Origin of the sequence: Polaribacter sp. WD7 (assembly GCF_003335085.1) — a bacterium.
Taxonomy (GTDB): Bacteria; Bacteroidota; Bacteroidia; order Flavobacteriales; family Flavobacteriaceae; genus Polaribacter.
The window spans coordinates 84,325-103,131 of the sequence record NZ_QPEJ01000018.1; the positions used below are offsets into that span (position 1 = coordinate 84,325).

An 18,807-nucleotide genomic window follows, 5' to 3' on the forward strand; every position below is an offset into this window, starting at 1 on the left:
TTCTTATCTACTTTTCTTTCTTAAAAAGACGAAATTCTAATGCCACTCTGGTTTTATCGGTTTCTTCGTTTACAGCTAAACCATGAATAAGATGTCCAGAAAACATCAGAACCTGACCATACTTAACTGCAGATCTCATAAGCTTGCTTTCTCTAGCCCAAGATTTAATAGTTCTTACTCTATATTTATTTCCTTGCATAGTACCGCCATCAAAAGTTCTTACTATTTCATTTTCATTTAACCTATGACTTTCAGGAGCTAGAGGTAATGCAGATTTATTGGTAACTCCTGCAATAGGAATCCAAAAATTTAAGAATTTAAAAATTATTGATTTTTTATCTACTCCTTCATAAATATCTTTATGAGGTGGATTAAAATCGTTAGAACCAGGTCTATTAATTCTTACAATAATATGAACCTTATCATTGGTTTGTGTATTAATATCTGTCAATTCAAATCCAACCAATTCAGACAATCTTTTGTATAATTTTGTAATTGGAAAATTAAAATCTGTTGCAAATAAATCTCTTGTTTTAGAAACAATTTTAAAATGATCTGTATCCGTTTTAACAAATTTGTGGTAGCTTTCTAAACTAAACCCTTCTGTATCTATTGCTAAGTCTTTAGAAATTATTTTGGAAATACTTGTTGATAGCCCTTCCTGTAGAGATTTAAACTCTTCTTCATTTAAAAAATCAACTTCTGTAAAACCTTCACTATACCAATCTTGAGTATAGGTAATATCTGTTTCTTTAGAAGACAATATTTCATCTTTTCCATGTTGAAATACAGGTGATTCTTTTATAGAAACACTGTGTTCTTTATCATTTATTTGGTAGGTTAAATTTTCCATTTTTAAAAGTATTTTAGACTATTTCGTAATTTTTAATCAACTTTTGAGTGTCTTTCTTACCTAATTGCATTAAGACATCAATAATCGATAAATGGGGTTGAAAAGCCAACCCAAATTGATTATATTTATATTCTTTAGTATTTATAAAATCTATAGTAAATCCATGTTTTTTAAAGGTTTTTTTATCGTATAGAGCTTGCCCACCAATTGCATTGACAATGTGTTTAGAATCATGAGTTTTAGCAATTTCAAATATCCTATTTACTTTTTCTTCTAAGTTATTTGTTGCTGAAGTTTCATAAAGAGTTTTCTCAATATTATCAGAATTTTGATATATAATCTTTGTCCTAATGTCAAAAAAGCGACAAAGTGCTATTAAAATTTTTGAATTATAATTGTGTATAGTCTCTTCTTTAAGATAGATTAAGTTTTCTAAAAAAGGATACATCTCTTCAAAAAAAGGGGCTTTTTTGTAATTGAAATAAATGAGGTTTAGTATTTGCTTTTTCCATTTTTTATCATCAACTATATTAATTTCTTTGATGATTTTATAAGAACTTTGTCCAACAACAGGCACTGTAATATAAACAGGTTCTTTTTTTCCTTTATCTAAAATTCTATTTCTGGTTATCCAAGATTTTTTTCTAAAAGTAACATGCTCATAAAGCACAAAAGTATCTACACTGTCTATGAGTTGAAAATAGCCAATATATGGAAAAAAGTAAGCTTGCATAATACCTAATTTCATAACTTCTTAAGAATCTATATAATTCATAAATGGATATTTTTCTATATTTTCTTGATTATTCTCATCTAAAATTAGCGCAACAGTTTTTCTATCATCACCTATATTGGTTACAGGGTAAGAAGAGGTTCTATAGAGTCCTAATCCAAAAAAATATTCATCAAAAAAGAGCAACGTTCCTGTTACATAATCATTGTATTCTTTATTTTTAATGGTTCCTTTGGTTTTTTGTTGTGGTACCCATTTTTGCAAAACATAATCGTTAAGATCTGTCTTAAAAATAGCATCCCATTCTTCTTGAGGTGTTACAATACCTGCATAAATACTTTTACTTTTACCTAGAGCTTTATGCTTTAAAATCCAGTTATTTTTATTTTCTTTTGCTTGTTTCCAAAAGTCTTTTCTTTGATCAAAATTATAGGTAGGAATTAAAAACTCTTTAAAAAATATAATTTCTTCATTACTTAGACAATCTTCTTGAAACTTTTGATTTACTAACACAGAGAAAAATTGTTTGTCATGAATTAATAAAGCTGTTCTAAAATCGTTAATCAAGTTTAATTGAGATAATTTTTTAATTGTATCAATTTCTAAAGATTCAATTTCTTTAATGGTTAATTCGCTAACAATCCAATCTTCTTTAGAGATACTATTTACGTGTGTTTTAATGTCTTTATAATGTAACAATACCACTGTTCTGCCTGCATCTTCAAAAATTCCTTTAAAAAAGTGTGATTCATTTTTTTTGTCCTCTCCTTTTAACACATAAATAATGCCTGTTTTACTTAATTGGGCTAAATACGGTAATAGATTATCGTATGGATTTATTATAGATAGGTCTTTATATTTTTGTTGATGATACCCTTTTGATATAGCATCAAAAATTGAAGAAACAAATAACGTATTTAAGGCAAACCTACAGGTAATTTCTATGAGTTTAGGTTGCTGTTTATCATCATAAACAAAATCGGTTCTAAATGTACCTACTTTATAATTTACATCTTGTAAAGCTCTTGTTATTTCAATAACCTTATTAGATAACATCATAAGCTGATTATAATCTTCAAAATTATTTACAAAATGTAAAATAAGTTTATGCATGATACCATGGAGTTTGAGTAGCTTTTTATGGTGCTTGTTACTCGCTACTATAGGTGTATCAAATACCCAGTTTTGGTAATATTCTTTTTTATCTGCTATAAAGTTACCTACAGCTGTAATTAATAATTCTTTATCCATAAGAGATGTTTATAGTTTGCCATCCCATAAAACAGGAAATATTTTTGGATCTCTATAATCTGGATTACCATTACTGTCTTTTCTACACATTCTTTCGTACCCTATAATTATTTTTTCTTTGTTTTCATTATAAGCCGCTTTATATTCATTCTTTTTGTCTTGCATATGAATGGTAAGTGTTACTCTATTTAAGTTACTCTTGTTTACAGAACTAGCGTGAAAGGAGTTTCCATTATGAAAACTTAATTGTCCCTTTTTTAGGGTCATGGGAATGTATTTGTAATTCTTTTTGGATTGTTCTAAGTAACTTTCTAAGCCTTGTAAATCTTTGTTACCTGCTGCACAGTATTTTTTTAATTCGTCATCTAATTCCCATTTATGGCTATTTTCAATAACAATCATAGGTCCCATATCTATAGTTACATCTTGTAAAGGTATCCATGCCGTAAGCATATCATTAGAGGTGCAAGATGGCCAATAAGCCTTGTCTGTATGCCAACCAAATGCACTACTGTTTTGCTCTTTCTCAGGAAATTTACACATTAACGCATCTGCAAAAAGTCTAATCTCTTCTGTTCTACTTAATTTTGCTGCAATTGCAGAAACAATAGGATAATTGATTAAGTCTTTTATTTCTTTTTTTTGGAGTGATGCAAACTCGTTATTTGTAAGTGTTCTTTTACCGTCGTTAGAATCATTTGCTGGCCCTTTTATGTCAGGATGTTTAAAATCTACTTTTCCATTTAAAAAGGACATTGCTCCTTTTAATGATTCATCAATTATTTTTTCTGGAATAACAACAGGACTAATATACCAACCTAGTTCTTCGTATTTTTTAATTTCTTCTTCCGTTGGTAGTAATTTTATTTGCTCTTCTGTAAGATCTTGTGGTGTGTTCATTTCTAATGTAATCGTTTTAAAAAATACTTGCTACTTTTCTATGTACATATTTTATTGGGTCTAATTTTCATCTTTTTATCATCATAACAATCATTTCTTTTACTTCAAAAAAGGCCTTTTTATTGAGTGCTAAAGACAGCAAAACATAACTGCTTATAAATACTAAAGCTACCGTTAAAATTTGTAAAACAAGAGGTATAGTTAACACCTGTAAACTAAAAGAATAGCTGATTATTATTGCCATCGAAGCCATTAAAAGAATTGGAATCATATCTTTTAATTGGTCTATAGTAGAGTAGCTTATTAATTTTCCGCTATAGTAGGTGTTTATAAATAGTGCTAAAAAAGAAGTAACTACGATAGTAATTAACAACCCATAAATGCCATAAATCAAGCCAAAAGTAATAGATATTAAAGTTAAAGTAACTTTTATAATTTCTAACTTTAAAAACAAATCTGTTCTTGCATAAACCTTTAATATATTTATATTAAATGAATGAATTGGTATTAGCATACCAGAAATTGCTAAGATTTGAAAGTAAGGTACTGCTGGTAGCCATTTTTCTGTAAATAGTAACACAAATACAGGTTTTGCAACAACAATTAAACAAAACATTGCAGGACAGATGACAAAAAAAATACTTTTAATAATAGCGCTATAGGCCTTTGCCGTTTTTTCTTTATCATCTTGTATTTTAGACAGCATCGGGTAGGTTACCTTAGACAATACTGTTGTGAATAAATTTACTGGATAATTACGAACAGATTTTGCTTGCCTGAAATAGCCTAAGGTATCAATAGAAAACTTTTTACCTATTAAAAAAGAATAGACCTCTTTCATTGAAGTGTCTAAAAGTGACGATAGCATTAATTTATACCCAAATAAGAAATGTTTTTTTAATTTTAGTAATGATACTTTTCTTTGAGGTACCCAATCTGAATTTACCCAGTATATAATCACTTTTATTAACGTAGTGCTTAAATTCATAAAAATTAAGCTCCAAACTCCGTACCCATAATACGCTAAACCTAAACCGAGTAAAGACCCTATAACTGTTGCTGGCAGATTGTAAAACGTTATTTTTTTAAAGTTCATATTTTTTATCAAAACGCTTTGCTGAATGTTAAAAAGTGCTGATAAAATGAAACTTAGTGCATACCATCTGACCAAATCTATAAGAATTGATTTTTCAAAATAGGCTGCAATTAAAGGAGCTGATAAAAATAGTAATAGATATATACCGAAACTAATTATTAAATTACCATAAAATACTGAAGAGTAATCTGTAATTGTGGCTTCTTTGTCCCGTATTATTGAGTTACCCATCCCACTATCTACGATAGATGAACCTAACAAAATAAAGATCGATATTAATGCTATCAGTCCAAAATCTTCCGGAGATAAAATTCTAGCTAAACCAATGGTGATTAAAAAAGAAAAACTTCTTAAAAAAACAGTATCAATAAAGACCCAGAATAAGCCAGATTTTAATTGATTTTTTACAGACATATGCTAGGTTTTTGATATTTATTAACCAAAACATCCTTTATAATACTACAAATTAAATTAACCTCAGAAAATTTTAAATCAAAATAAAGCGGTAAACACAACACGCATTTAGATATATCCTCTACTATTGGCAATTCATTAGTGGTATCTACATAAGGTAAAGAATTAGCTAATGAAGGATAAAAGTATCTTCTTGTAAAAATTTGTTGCTGTTTTAAAGCTTTCTCACATTCTAGTAACATCTCTTCACTTTCAAAAAGAATAGCATAATAAGAATAGTTTCTATGTTCTTTATCTAATATACTTTCTAATGGCAGTTTTTCTGTAAAAAGGTTGCTGTCATATAAATTTGTTAGGGCTTTTCTTTTTTCAAAAATTTGGCTTTGAAACTTTAAATTTATCAATCCCATAGCAGCATGAAATTCACTGTTTTTTGCATTAATTCCTAAACAAGAAAAGGAGGTGGAATCCTTAAACCCAAAATTCCGCATCGATTCTAGTTTTTTAAATACTTCTTCAGATTGGGTTACCAAAAAACCACCTTCTGTAGTATGAAAAACCTTTGTAGCATGTGTGCTACAAATACTAATATCTCCGTATTCAAAAATAGATTTTCCATTTAATCTAATCCCAAAAGCATGTGCACCATCATAGATTACTTTTAGGTTGTGTTTTTTTGCAATAGCCTCTATTTTTTCTACTTCGCAAGGGTTGCCGTAGACGTGTGTTGCTAAAATTGCTGAAGTCTTATCTGAAATTGCGGCTTCTATTTTATTTGCGTCTATATTTAATGTTTTTTGTTCTATATCAACAAAAATAGGAGTACAATGTTCCCAAACAATTGAAGAGGTAGTGGCTACAAAAGAAAAGGGAGTTGTAATAATTTCACCTTTAAGTTCTAGTGCCCTGATTGCCAACATTAAGGCATTTGTACCGTTATTAACAAACAAAAAATTGTTTGTACCTAAATAGGATTTTAGATTAAATTCAAGTTTTTTTACGAGAGGCCCATCGTTGGTTAACCAGTTATTTTCCCAAATTTTAGAAATTAACGAATTGTATTCTTTTTGCGGTGGTAAAAAGGGCTTTATTATTGGTATCAATAGGGGTATATTTATAACAAAAGAATAACATTATTTTTGTAAAACAAAAAATATATCGGTTTTATTATGAAATTCTTATATTATTGTATAATAAATTGTTTATTTCCAAGTATTTCCTTTAACCTTTAAAGCAGCATTTAACACATCTTTCTGACTCAATTGCCCTATTAATTTTCCGTTCTCTACTACAGGAAATCTTCTTCTACGAGAACTAATAAATTTAAAAGCAGCATCAAAAATATTCATGTTTTTATCAATGGTATCTACGTCTGTTACCATATACTTTCCTACAGTATTATTTGTATCGGAAGGCATATTGTAATACTTACTTTCAGAAATATGCTTTATACAATCGGTTTCAGATATAATACCTACCAATTCATTCCTATCATTCACAACTGGGCCTCCAGAAATTTTATACGTAATTAACTGATGTATTACATGGTCTAAAGAATCTTCTGCTTTAAATGTAATAAGTTTTTTAGTCATGTAGTCTGACACTAAAATTTGAGCATCTTCTTTTTTTTGACTGGTGTCTCTTTTTCCTTGAAAGTTTTTAATACCCATAATTATTTGTTTTAGATTGTTTTAAATTTACTGATTTTTCTGTTTTGTCCAACAAATAGCTTAAGTTTTTTTATTTACTTACATTTATAGGAAGTAAAATATAACTTATGAAATCTTTTTCTTCTTTAATTTCTAGTCTCATTATTTTAGGTATCATCTACTGGAGTTTTTCAGATATGAAGCCTTCATTATCTTCTCAAAAAAATATTTCTAAGACTACATTTTCTATAGACAATGCCCTATATCACCTAAAAAATATAAGTAAAAATGCACATTTTGTTGGTTCTAAAAACCACAAGGATGTTCAAAATTATATTTTACAGGCATTTCAAAAAATGGGGTTAGAATCTGATACACAGTTACTAACCGCTATAAACTCTAAGTGGGTTGCAGCCACAACAGCAGAAAATATAATAGCAAGAATTAAAGGTACTGAAAAAGGTAAGGCGTTACTTTTGTTAACTCATTACGATTCTAATCCACACTCTTCATTAGGGGCTAGTGATGCAGGCTCTGGTGTGGTTACTATTTTAGAGGGGTTAAGAGCCTTTTTAGCTGAAAACAAAAAACCTAAAAACGATATCATCATTTTAATTTCTGATGCTGAAGAATTGGGCCTATTGGGTGCAAAAGCCTTTGTAGATAAGCACCCTTGGAGTAAAGATGTTGGTTTGGTTCTAAATTTTGAAGCTAGAGGAAGTGGAGGCCCTAGTTACATGCTAATGGAAACGAATGGCAAAAACAGTAAGTTATTATCAGAATTTTTATCTGCAAAACCTAACTTTCCTGCAGCCAATTCTTTGATGTATAGTATTTACAAAAAGTTACCTAATGATACCGATTTGACTATTTTTAGAGAAGATGCCAACATCAACGGTTTTAATTTTGCCTTTATTGGAGATCATTTTGATTATCATACAGCACAAGATTCGTATGAAAGATTAGATAGGGAAACACTTTTACATCAAGCAGATTATTTTACAACAACCTTTACTTATTTTGCAAATTCTGACTTGACAAATTTAAATTCTGATGAAGATTTTGTGTACGTTAACTTTCCGTTTATTGGTTTACTTACCTATCCTTTTTCATGGGTTTTTCCCTTGTTTATTGCATCTTGTATTCTCTTTATAATCTTAATTTTATTTGGGTTTGTTAAAAACAAACTATCTTTAAAAGGAATTGGAAAAGGAATGCTCGCTTTTTTAGCTTCACTTATTTTATGTGGAGGAATCTCTTATGGTTTATGGAAATTGATTTTAATCATTCACCCTCATTACCAAGATATTCTACATGGTTTTACCTATAATGGTTACCAATATATTTTTGCTTTTGTTTTTTTAAATCTTTGGATACTTTTTAAATGTTACAAGTACATTTCTAAGCATAATAAATCTTCAGATTTACTAATTGGTCCCTTGTTAATTTGGTTAATTATAAACTTGTTAATTTGTAATTTTTTAAAGGGAGCTGGCTTTTTTATTATTCCTGTTATATGCGCTTTAATTATTCTTGCTGTAGTTATTTTTATGGACTTAGAAGCAAAATCTAAACGTATTTTATTTACCATTTTATCTATACCAACGCTATATATTTTTGCTCCATTAATAAAAATGTTTCCTGTAGGTTTAGGGCTAAAAATACTATTTGTAAGTGGTGTTTTTATTGCGCTTATTTTTGGATTGATGATATTTTCGTTTCATCAAAAAAAGACATTTTGGATGCAAAAAACAGTCGCCATTTTATCTATTCTTTTTTTTATGATAGCAACGTATAATAGTGGTTTTTCTATAGATAATAAAAAACCTAACAGTATTGTTTATGTTCAAAATTCTGATGATAAAACAGCCTATTTTGGTACTTATAACAATGTTTTAGACAACTATACCAAACAAATTTTTGATAAAAGTTCTACCAAAGGAAGTATTGTTAACGCAGAAACTAAAAGCAAGTACAATACACGCTTTACCTATCATAAAAGAACTGAATTTAGAGACATAAAATCAGCCAATATTATTACCGAACTAGACACTATTATAGGCGATAAACGTTTTTTAGAATTGACAATATCTTCTGAAAGAAAATTAAATAAATTAGAATTTATAACTCATAAAAAACTTCTCCTACATCAATTTAAGGTAAATAATACTTTGGTAAATAATGGTAATACATATGAGAAAAAGAAAGGCACTTTTTTAGTGTATCATTTAGCAAATCAAGATAAAAAAGTTACACTTTCTTTCTCTGTAGCTAAAGAATACAATTTTGACATTGTAGTTAATCAAATCTCATATGATTTGTTAGACAATAATAACTTTACAATAACACCCAGAACAGAAAAAATGATGCCCATGCCGTTTGTAACCAATGATGCTATTATTATCTCTAAAAAGTTAAATTTATAAAAAAGCATCTTACTGTAGTAAGATGCTCTTTTTACTATTTCTATTCTAATATGTGCTTATTCTACTTCAGATACTCGCATGGTATTTACCATACCCTTAGCTTCTACTGGCATAGAGGTAAGGTTAATCATTAAATCTCCAGGTTTTACGTATCCTTTTTCTTTAGAAATTTTATTAATATCCACAACGGTATCATCTGTACTTAAATGTTTATCATAATAAAATGCTTTTACACCCCACAATAAATTTAGTTTTCCTAATATTCTTTTTTCAGAGGTAAAGGCTAAAATTTTAGATTGTGGTCTCCAAGCAGAAATTTGAAATGCAGTATAACCACTATTGGTTAGTGTAGAAATTGCAGCAGCATCTATATCATTTGCCATTAATGCAGCATGATGACAAACTGATTTTGTAATAAACCTATTGGTTCTAATATGTGGTGCTTCATGAGGTACTTTAATCATTCTAGAATTCTCAACAGCTTTAATAATTTCTGTCATTTTCTGAATAACTCTTACAGGATGTTTTCCTACTGATGTTTCACCAGAAAGCATAACCGCATCTGCACCATCTATAATAGAGTTGGCAACATCATTTACCTCTGCTCTTGTTGGCACAGAGTTATCTATCATAGTTTCCATCATTTGAGTAGCAATAATTACAGGAATTCTTGCTCTTTTAGCACGTCTTACCAATTTTTTCTGAATTAACGGAACATCTTGCATTGGTATTTCTACACCCAAATCTCCACGAGCAACCATTAAACCATCACAATAAGGAATTAACGCATCCATATTAGCAACCGCTTCAGGTTTCTCAATTTTTGCAATTACTGGTACTCTAAAATCAGAATGTTCATCTATTAAATCGCGCAACATTCTTAAATCTTCTGGAGTTCTTACGAAAGACAGTGCAATCCAGTCTACTTCTTGTCCTAAGGCAAAAACTGCATCTTCTCTATCTTTTTCTGTCAATGCAGGTAAAGAAATAGCTGTATTAGGTAAGTTTACTCCTTTTTTAGACTTTAAAGGTCCGCCAACAATTACTTTTACAACAACTTCGTCTTCCTTGTTAGTAGACAAAACTTCAAACAAAAGTTTACCATCATCTACCATAATTTGCTCACCAACTTTTACATCTTTAGGAAAACGTTGGTACGTCATAAATGCTTTTTCTTTAGTTCCTACGCATTTTTCTGTAGTAAAAGTAAATGTATCACCATCTTCTAAAACAACATCATCTTCCATAACACCAACTCTTAATTTTGGTCCTTGTAAGTCTGCTAAAATGGCAACATTAAAGTTATTTTCTGCATTAATTTCTCTAATGCGCTGTACTTGAGTTTTTACAATATCATAATTTGCATGAGAAAAATTTATTCTAAAAACATTAACACCTTCTATAGCCAACTGTGTAAGGGTTTCTTTAGAGTCTGTTGCGGGTCCTAATGTAGCAACTATTTTAGTTTTCTTGTAATAATCCATATTTAAAATATTAAAAAGTCTTTAGACTTTAGGGTGTTTTTATCAATTGAATATGCTGTAATTACATTATCAATCTTCTTAATTTTTTGTATTGTTTCTAAAACAAACTCATATTCTAAGCATCCGCATATTTTTAAAAAAAAGTCTACTTTTTTCTTTTCTGGAATTAGGTATGTTTTTGTTTCTGTTGTTAATAACAACTCGTTAGAAACGGTTTGGTTTTCTCTTCTATAACTATTTGCAATTAAAGACCAACAGTATCCATTATTACAATCATAGCTGTAAAGCGAAAATGTTGCTTTTTTTTGCCTCCTAATGAATTCTAAATCTTTTGCAGTTTTAGAAAGCTTAGCATTTAAATTTCTGTTTAAAAAATAAGCAAGTTTGTAATCTTCTAAAGTGGAATGGATACCTATTAAAGAATATTCTTCTTCGCAAAAATCATCCATTTCTAAAGCGTAAACTTGCATAAATTATAACGAGTTATAGTTTTTATGAATAAGCTAATTTACGAATTAGTTTACGAGTTGCGTGTTAATTTAACGATAACGTTTTCGTTATTTAACTTAAAGTAATTTGGTTTTGAAATGCGTAATATACTCTTTTAGAAGCTTGTTCTTCTGCTTTTTTCTTAGAAGTAGCTCTTCCTTTAGCAATTTGTTGCCCATCAATACTAATTTTAACACTAAAGTGTTTAACAGGTTCGTTTCCAGAATCTTCATATGTATCAAAAGTATATTTTTTCTTTTGTTTTTGACACCATTCTATAATTAAACCTTTGTAACTTGTAATTTTTCCTTCCAACTTTTCAATATCTACATAAGGATCAATTACGTTTTCATGAATAAATTTTTGGCACTTGTTATATCCTTTGTCTAGGTAAATAGCGCCCACCAAGGCTTCAAAAATATTACCGTGAATATTATCACCAACATTAGCCTGATCTATATTACTTTTTACAAAACGAATTAAATTTAGATCTTTACCCAATTCATTTAAGTGCTCTCTACTTACAATTTTAGAGCGCATTTGAGTAAGATATCCTTCTGTGCCTGTAGGTACTTTTTTATACAAATATGCTGCTATTACCGAACCTAAAATAGAATCTCCTAAAAATTCTAAGCGTTCATAATTAATAGGTATTCCTTTCTTATCTATAATTTGTACAGATCTATGTGTAAATGCTTTTTTGTATTTATTAAGGCTTCTTGGAGAAAAGTTGAGTACTGTTTTTAATTCGTGATACAATTGTTCATCCTCCTTAGAACGAGGTTTCACTATTTTACGAATAAAATTCATACAGTATCTTAGTCTTCTAACTTTCTAAATGCTACACACGCATTGTGCCCACCAAAACCAAACGTATTGCTCATAGTCACATTAATTTCTCGCTTTTGCGCTTTGTTTAATGTTAGGTTTAATTCTGGATTGATATTCTCGTCTACGGTAGAATGATTTATTGTTGGTGGTACAATACCATGTTTCATGGCTAATATAGAAGCAATAGATTCTATGGCTCCTGCTGCTCCTAACAAATGACCAGTCATCGATTTTGTAGAGTTGATATTTATATTTTTGGCATGGTCTCCAAAAACTTTAGAAATTGCCTTTAATTCTGCAACGTCTCCTAAAGGTGTAGAGGTTCCGTGTGTGTTGATATGATCTACGTCTTCTGGTGTAATACCAGCGTTTTCTAAGCAGTTTTTCATCACTTCTATAACACCTATTCCTTCTGGATGTGGCGCTGTCATATGATGTGCATCAGAAGATAGGCCCCCTCCAATAACTTCTGCATAAATTTTAGCTCCTCTAGCTTTGGCATGTTCGTATGTTTCTAAAACAATAGCTCCTGCTCCTTCTCCTAAAACAAAACCATCACGTTCTGCATCAAAAGGTCTTGATGCTGTTTCTGGACTTTCATTTCTGGTAGATAAGGCATGCATTGCATTAAAACCTCCCATACCTGCAATGGTTACTGCGGCTTCAGAACCACCAGTTACAATTACATCACAATAACCTAAGCGTAAGTAATTTAGTGCATCTATCATTGCGTTTGCAGATGATGCACAGGCAGATACTGTAGTATAATTTGGTCCCATAAATCCATTTTTAATAGAAATGTTTCCTGGTGCAATATCTGCAATCATTTTTGGAATAAAAAATGGATTAAACCTTGGTGTTCCGTCTCCTGCTGCAAAGTTTAACACTTCATTTTGGAACGTTTCCAAACCACCTATTCCTGCTCCCCAAATTACACCTACGCGTAATTTGTTAATATTGTCTAGATCTAAATTAGCATCTGCTATAGCTTCATCAGAAGCTACCATAGCATATTGCGTAAAACGATCCATTCTTCGAGCTTCTTTACGATCTATAAAGTCAGTAACTTTAAAATTTTTAAGCTCACAAGCAAAACGAGTTTTGAACTTGGCAGCATCATAATATGTAACTGGTGCTGCCCCACTAACTCCGTTAATTAAAGCGTTCCAATATTCTTCTATATTATTACCTATTGGCGTTAATGCGCCAAGTCCAGTGACTACAACTCGTTTTAATTGCATATATAAATTACTTTTTTGCTTCTTCTATATAGCTTACTGCTTGACCAACTGTACCAATGTTTTCTGCTTGGTCATCTGGAATTTGGATGTCAAATTCTTTTTCGAACTCCATAATTAACTCTACAGTATCTAAAGAATCCGCTCCTAAATCATTAGTAAAGCTTGCTTCTGCAGTTACTTCGTTATCGTCTACTCCTAATTTGTCTACGATAATAGCTTTTACTCTTGATGCAATGTCTGACATAATTTTCTGTTTTTTAAAATTTAAATCGGGGACAAAAATACAAATCTTTATAATTATAACTAATATTTGTCCTAAAAATGATTACTAAAAGTAAAGAAATTATTTGAATCTTCCTTTTAAATCTATCATTTTGTTAATAATTATTCTTTTTTTTGTAACCTAGATTTATAGTATATGAAGCGTATTGTTGTTTTTGCTTCTGGTTCTGGTTCGAACGCAGAAAACATTATAAAGTATTTTAATCAAACTAAAACAGCCATTGTTACTCAAGTGCTGTGTAACAATGAACATGCCAAAGTTTTTAAAAGATGCGAAAGCCTTGGGATAGCATGTCTCCATTTTAATAGAAATGAGTTTTTTAAAACAGATGTAATTTTGACCCTTTTGCAAGAAAAAGCAGACTATATTATTCTTGCTGGTTTTTTATGGAAAATTCCTGAAAAAATCATTGATGCTTTTCCTAATAAAATAATTAATGTGCATCCAGCTTTGTTACCAAAGTATGGAGGTAAAGGGATGTATGGTGCTCATGTGCATAAAGCTGTAGCAGCAAATAACGAAACTGAAACTGGAATTACCATACATTATGTAAATGAAAATTATGATGAGGGTGCTATCATTTTTCAAGCAAAGACTAATTTAAACACTCAAGACACTCCAGAAACTATTGCTGCTAAAATTCATATTTTAGAACAACAGTATTTCCCAAAAGTTATTGAAGAAGTTATTGCATCTCAAAATGGCTAAAAAGAAATTTTATGTAGTTTGGAAGGGAAGGAAAACGGGTGTTTTTACTTCTTGGAATGTATGCAAACGTCAAATTGATGGTTTTGAAGGTGCGCAATACAAATCTTTTACCAGTCTAGACGAGGCTGAAATTGCAGCTTCTAAAACTTTTGAAGATTATAAAGGTAAAAACACTAAAAAACCTGTTTTATCTTCTTTTGAAAAAGAAAAATATGGCAACCCTAATTTAGAAAGTATTGCCGTAGATGCTGCATGTTCAGGAAATCCCGGAAAACTAGAATATAGAGGTGTTCTAACGCATAATCAAAAAGAAATTTTTAGAAAAGGTCCATTTGAAAAAGGTACTAATAATATTGGTGAATTTTTAGCCTTAGTGCATGGTATTGCTTTTTTAAAACAAAGAAATAAAGGAAATATTCCCATTTATTCAGATTCTAAAATTGCCATGAGTTGGATTACACAAAAACGCTGTAAAACCAACATCAACTTTGATGCTTCTAACAAAGAACTCTTAGAACTCATTAAAAGAGCTGAAAAATGGCTGAAAGAGAACACTTTTAAAAACCCTATTCTAAAATGGGAAACCAAAGCTTGGGGAGAAATTCCTGCTGACTTTGGGCGGAAGTAGATTGGGTTGGTTTTGGGTAATTTTATGTAATTAAAGAATTAAAAAGTTCCCATATTAAAACTCATAATTATCTAAAACAATAGATGTATATGAATTTTTGGCCCCAACTTTGTAATCTAAATTTAAATCTAGAAAATTATCAAAGGCATTATTGTAATCTATAATAGACAAATCATACGAAAAACTAAATGATAATTTTGTTTCCTTTTGCTGATCAAAAATATTTTAAAATTCTAAATGATTTAACAAGTCTAAAATTCTATAAAAAACTTGTAGAAAAAGGCTTACTTTTAAGACATTCTTTACTTGTCATGTCTTGGCTCATATAGATATTAGTTTTAAGTTAGAAATGGTTTTGTAGTTTTGTACTTCTTAATTCCGTAAGCGGAGGTTTTTTTATCAGTAAGCAGTAAGCAGTAAGCAGTAAGCAGTAAGCAGTAAGCAAAATTAAAATTTTAACTAAAAAGTTTTACTTTAAACTTACCACTTACTAAATTATCAGCTTTTATTTGAAGGATACATTTTTTTCATAGCAATTGTTCCCACATGACAAATTTGATGTTTTTTTTTATTTCCTCAAAAAATAGGCTTTCTCTTTTTCGACTAACGGAAAACCGTGAGGTAATTTTTCTCACGGTTTTCCGTTAATCCAAAATGGAAAGTTGAAAAATCCATTTTTGCATTATATTTGATGTCGATTAAGAAAAAGCAGAATGAAAGAAAAAATATCAGTTGAAGCACTTCAATCTAAGTCGTACGATGTTTTGTCTAAAATTGTCAAGAGAAGAAAAGAACTAGGTATTTCTCAAACCCAACTAGCACATCAACTTAACATGACTATTAGTGGTTATTTTAAGGTAGAAAAGGGAGAGTCTAAACTAGATTTAATGCGTTTATTTGAGATTGCACATTATCTAAACATTGATGCAAAAGATCTTTTTTAAATAAAAAACCCTACAACTTAAAAGCTGTAGGGTTTTATTTAATCTATTCTATTGTAAATTAGATAGACGCTTTCATCAATTCTCTATTCATTCTTGCGATGTTATCTAAAGAAATTCCTTTAGGGCATTCAACCTCACAAGCTCCAGTATTGGTACAATTTCCAAAACCTTCTAAATCCATTTGAGCTACCATATTTTTAACACGGTCTGCAGCTTCTACTTGCCCTTGTGGCAACAACGCATATTGCGATACTTTTGCCCCCACAAATAACATTGCAGATGAGTTTTTACAAGTTGCTACGCACGCTCCGCAACCAATACAAGTTGCTGCGTCCATTGCTGTATCTGCAGCTTCTTTAGCAATAGGAATTGCATTTGCATCTTGTGTATTACCAGAAGTATTTACAGAAATATAACCCCCTGCATGTTGAATTCTATCAAAAGCAGAACGATCTACAGCTAAGTCTTTAATTACAGGAAAAGCTGCTGCTCTCCATGGTTCAATCGTAATGGTATCACCATCTTTAAACATACGCATGTGTAACTGACAAGTGGTAACGCCTCTATCAGGACCATGAGCTTCTCCATTGATGTACATAGAACACATACCACAAATACCTTCTCTACAATCATGATCAAAAGCAACTGGCTCTTCTCCTTTAGAAATCAATTCTTCGTTTAAAACGTCCATCATTTCTAAAAAAGACATGTGCTCTGAAATATCAGATATTTTGTAATCCACCATTTGACCCTTTGAACTAGCGTCTTTCTGTCTCCAAATTTTTAGTGTTAAATTCATATCTTTTAGTTTTTGGTTTCTAGTTGTTTGTTGTTAGTTTTTGTTTCCAGAAACCAACAACCATCAACCATCAACTATATTATTTATAACTTCTTTCTTTTACTTCTATATTCTCGTATACCAAATCTTCTTTATGCAAAACAGCATCTTTTGGTTCTCCTTTATACTCCCAAGCAGAAACGAATTGATATTCTTTTAAACGTTTTGCCTCTCCTTCTTCTGTCTGGTGTTCTTCTCTAAAATGACCTCCTGCAGATTCTTCTCTTACTAAAGCATCTTTTGCAAACAACTCTCCTAACTCCAAAAAGTCCGCTACACGACCTGCTTTGGCCAATTGCTCATTAAATTCGTTAGCTTCTCCAGGTACAGTTACATTTTCCCAGAAATCTTTACGTAAGGCAGAAATCTCTTCAATAGCTTCTTTTAGTCCAGCTTCGTTACGAGACATCCCACATTTGTCCCACATGATTTTACCTAATTTTTTGTGGTAATAATCTACAGAATGCGTTCCTTTATTATTTACAAAGAAATCAATGCGTTTTTTAACTTCAGCTTCAGCTTTGTCAAATTCTGGAGTTTCCGTAGAAATTTTTCCAGTTCTAATATCATCAGCTAAATAATCTCCAATAGTATATGGTAATACAAAATAACCATCAGCTAAACCTTGCATTAAAGCAGAGGCCCCCAATCTGTTTGCACCATGATCAGAAAAGTTTGCCTCTCCAATGGCATAACAACCAGGTATAGTAGTCATCAAATTATAATCAACCCAAATACCACCCATAGTATAGTGTACTGCTGGATAAATCATCATTGGTGTTTCATACGGATTTTCATCAACAATCTTTTCATACATTTGAAACAGGTTACCGTATTTTGCTTCAACAATTTTCTGACCTAATTCATATATTTTAGCATCAGAAGGATTGTTAATATTTTGAATTTTTGCCTGCTCTGTTCCATAACGAACAATAGCCGCTGCAAAATCTAAATAGACTGCCTCACCTGTTGCATTAACTCCATAACCAGCATCACAACGTTCTTTTGCGGCTCTAGATGCAACATCACGAGGTACTAGGTTACCAAACGCAGGGTAACGTCTTTCTAAATAATAATCTCTATCTTCTTCTTTTAGATCCGTAGGCTTTAATTTACCTGCTCTAATAGCTTCAACATCTTTTAAATGTTTAGGTACCCAAATACGTCCGTCATTACGTAACGATTCTGACATCAACGTTAATTTAGATTGATAATCTCCAGAACGTGGAATACAAGTTGGGTGAATTTGTGTATAACAAGGATTTGCAAAATATGCTCCTTTTTTATGAATTTTCCAAGAAGCAGTTACATTAGAACCCATTGCGTTGGTTGATAAGAAATATACGTTTCCGTATCCACCAGAAGCAATAACAACTGCGTGCGCAGAATGACGCTCTATTTCTCCTGTTACTAAGTTTCTGGCGATAATTCCTCTTGCTTTTCCATCAACCACAACAACGTCTAACATTTCATGTCTGTTAAACATTTCTATTTTACCACGAGCAATTTGTCTGTTCATTGCAGAGTAAGCTCCTAATAATAATTGCTGACCTGTTTGCCCTTTTGCATAAAAAGTTCTAGATACTAAAACTCCACCAAAAGAACGGTTATCAAGCAATCCACCATAATCACGTGCAAAAGGAACACCCTGTGCCACACATTGATCAATAATATTGGCAGAAACCTCAGCCAAACGATATACGTTTGCTTCACGAGATCGGTAATCTCCTCCTTTTACTGTATCGTAGAACAATCTATAGGTAGAGTCTCCATCTCCTTGATAATTTTTTGCTGCGTTAATTCCACCTTGAGCTGCAATTGAGTGTGCTCTTCGTGGAGAATCTTGATAAGCAAATGCTTTTACATTGTAGCCTAACTCTGCTAACGTTGCAGAAGCAGAACCACCTGCTAAACCTGTACCAACTACAATTACATCTATATGACGTTTGTTGGCAGGGTTTACTAAGTTAATTTTGTCTTTATAAGTTGTCCATTTATCTTTTAATGGACCTTGAGGTACTTTTGAATCTAAAGCCATA

At 31.0% G+C, this 18,807-nt stretch carries 18 protein-coding genes; 4 read left to right on the forward strand and 14 right to left on the reverse strand.

All coding sequences use genetic code 11. From position 1 onward, the window contains the following. Window positions 1–7: 7 nt before the first annotated feature. From DUT90_RS09565 to DUT90_RS09595, 7 genes are all read right to left on the reverse strand, one after another. Window positions 8–853 (reverse strand): phytanoyl-CoA dioxygenase family protein, encoded by an 846-nt coding sequence (locus tag DUT90_RS09565; RefSeq protein WP_114426962.1) that lies wholly within the window; start codon window positions 851–853, stop codon window positions 8–10. Between the two features lie 13 nt (window positions 854–866). Further along, window positions 867–1,601 carry a WbqC family protein gene (locus DUT90_RS09570; protein ID WP_114426963.1) on the reverse strand — a complete coding sequence of 245 codons (735 nt, stop codon included), beginning with the start codon at window positions 1,599–1,601 and terminating at the stop codon, window positions 867–869. Between the two features lie 6 nt (window positions 1,602–1,607). Continuing rightward, the gene (locus tag DUT90_RS09575; protein WP_114426964.1) at window positions 1,608–2,837 is read right to left on the reverse strand and encodes a hypothetical protein; all 1,230 of its coding nucleotides are present in this window, start codon (window positions 2,835–2,837) and stop codon (window positions 1,608–1,610) included. Window positions 2,838–2,846: 9 nt separating this feature from the next. Next, window positions 2,847–3,737: a phytanoyl-CoA dioxygenase family protein gene (locus DUT90_RS09580; RefSeq protein ID WP_114426965.1), complete on the reverse strand. Its 891-nt coding sequence runs from the start codon at window positions 3,735–3,737 to the stop codon at window positions 2,847–2,849. A 67-nt stretch (window positions 3,738–3,804) separates the two neighbouring features. Next, window positions 3,805–5,247 (reverse strand): lipopolysaccharide biosynthesis protein, encoded by a 1,443-nt coding sequence (locus DUT90_RS09585; RefSeq protein ID WP_114426966.1) that lies wholly within the window; start codon window positions 5,245–5,247, stop codon window positions 3,805–3,807. Then, window positions 5,238–6,350, reverse strand: a complete 1,113-nt coding sequence (locus DUT90_RS09590; RefSeq protein ID WP_114426967.1) for a DegT/DnrJ/EryC1/StrS aminotransferase family protein — start codon at window positions 6,348–6,350, stop codon at window positions 5,238–5,240. The genes DUT90_RS09585 and DUT90_RS09590 overlap by 10 nt, the downstream gene beginning before the upstream one ends. Before the next feature lie 99 nt (window positions 6,351–6,449). Next, a complete protein-coding gene (locus DUT90_RS09595; protein WP_114426968.1) occupies window positions 6,450–6,917 on the reverse strand; it encodes a CBS domain-containing protein in 468 nt (155 codons plus the stop codon). 107 nt (window positions 6,918–7,024) lie between these two features. On the opposite strand from DUT90_RS09595, the gene DUT90_RS09600 reads away from it, so the two are divergent. Next, window positions 7,025–9,322 (forward strand): M20/M25/M40 family metallo-hydrolase, encoded by a 2,298-nt coding sequence (locus tag DUT90_RS09600; RefSeq protein ID WP_114426969.1) that lies wholly within the window; start codon window positions 7,025–7,027, stop codon window positions 9,320–9,322. A gap of 56 nt (window positions 9,323–9,378) precedes the next feature. Here DUT90_RS09600 and pyk read toward each other — a convergent pair whose 3' ends face one another. The 5 genes from pyk to DUT90_RS09625 all read right to left on the reverse strand — a co-directional run bounded on the left by pyk (window position 9,379) and on the right by DUT90_RS09625 (window position 13,611). Next, window positions 9,379–10,806 (reverse strand): pyruvate kinase, encoded by a 1,428-nt coding sequence (pyk, locus tag DUT90_RS09605; protein ID WP_114426970.1) that lies wholly within the window; start codon window positions 10,804–10,806, stop codon window positions 9,379–9,381. Between the two features lie 2 nt (window positions 10,807–10,808). Next, window positions 10,809–11,276 carry an IPExxxVDY family protein gene (locus DUT90_RS09610; RefSeq protein ID WP_114426971.1) on the reverse strand — a complete coding sequence of 156 codons (468 nt, stop codon included), beginning with the start codon at window positions 11,274–11,276 and terminating at the stop codon, window positions 10,809–10,811. A gap of 91 nt (window positions 11,277–11,367) precedes the next feature. Continuing rightward, the gene (gene rnc / locus DUT90_RS09615) at window positions 11,368–12,105 is read right to left on the reverse strand and encodes a ribonuclease III (protein ID WP_114426972.1); all 738 of its coding nucleotides are present in this window, start codon (window positions 12,103–12,105) and stop codon (window positions 11,368–11,370) included. A gap of 8 nt (window positions 12,106–12,113) precedes the next feature. Next, window positions 12,114–13,367 carry a beta-ketoacyl-ACP synthase II gene (gene fabF / locus DUT90_RS09620; protein WP_114426973.1) on the reverse strand — a complete coding sequence of 418 codons (1,254 nt, stop codon included), beginning with the start codon at window positions 13,365–13,367 and terminating at the stop codon, window positions 12,114–12,116. Between the two features lie 7 nt (window positions 13,368–13,374). After that, the gene (locus DUT90_RS09625) at window positions 13,375–13,611 is read right to left on the reverse strand and encodes an acyl carrier protein (protein ID WP_114426974.1); all 237 of its coding nucleotides are present in this window, start codon (window positions 13,609–13,611) and stop codon (window positions 13,375–13,377) included. A 174-nt stretch (window positions 13,612–13,785) separates the two neighbouring features. Here DUT90_RS09625 and DUT90_RS09630 point away from each other — a divergent pair, with 174 nt between their 5' ends. From DUT90_RS09630 to DUT90_RS09640, 3 genes are all read left to right on the forward strand, one after another. Beyond that, window positions 13,786–14,358, forward strand: coding sequence for a phosphoribosylglycinamide formyltransferase (locus DUT90_RS09630; RefSeq protein WP_114426975.1), 573 nt, complete (start codon window positions 13,786–13,788; stop codon window positions 14,356–14,358). Beyond that, window positions 14,351–14,986: a viroplasmin family protein gene (locus tag DUT90_RS09635; protein ID WP_114426976.1), complete on the forward strand. Its 636-nt coding sequence runs from the start codon at window positions 14,351–14,353 to the stop codon at window positions 14,984–14,986. The genes DUT90_RS09630 and DUT90_RS09635 overlap by 8 nt, the downstream gene beginning before the upstream one ends. A gap of 713 nt (window positions 14,987–15,699) precedes the next feature. After that, window positions 15,700–15,930: a helix-turn-helix domain-containing protein gene (locus tag DUT90_RS09640; protein ID WP_114426977.1), complete on the forward strand. Its 231-nt coding sequence runs from the start codon at window positions 15,700–15,702 to the stop codon at window positions 15,928–15,930. 58 nt (window positions 15,931–15,988) lie between these two features. Here the strand turns inward: DUT90_RS09640 and DUT90_RS09645 are convergent, their stop codons facing one another. Further along, a complete protein-coding gene (locus tag DUT90_RS09645; RefSeq protein ID WP_114426978.1) occupies window positions 15,989–16,729 on the reverse strand; it encodes a succinate dehydrogenase/fumarate reductase iron-sulfur subunit in 741 nt (246 codons plus the stop codon). 79 nt (window positions 16,730–16,808) lie between these two features. Then, window positions 16,809–18,806, reverse strand: coding sequence for a fumarate reductase/succinate dehydrogenase flavoprotein subunit (locus tag DUT90_RS09650; RefSeq protein WP_114426979.1), 1,998 nt, complete (start codon window positions 18,804–18,806; stop codon window positions 16,809–16,811). Window position 18,807: the final 1 nt, after the last annotated feature.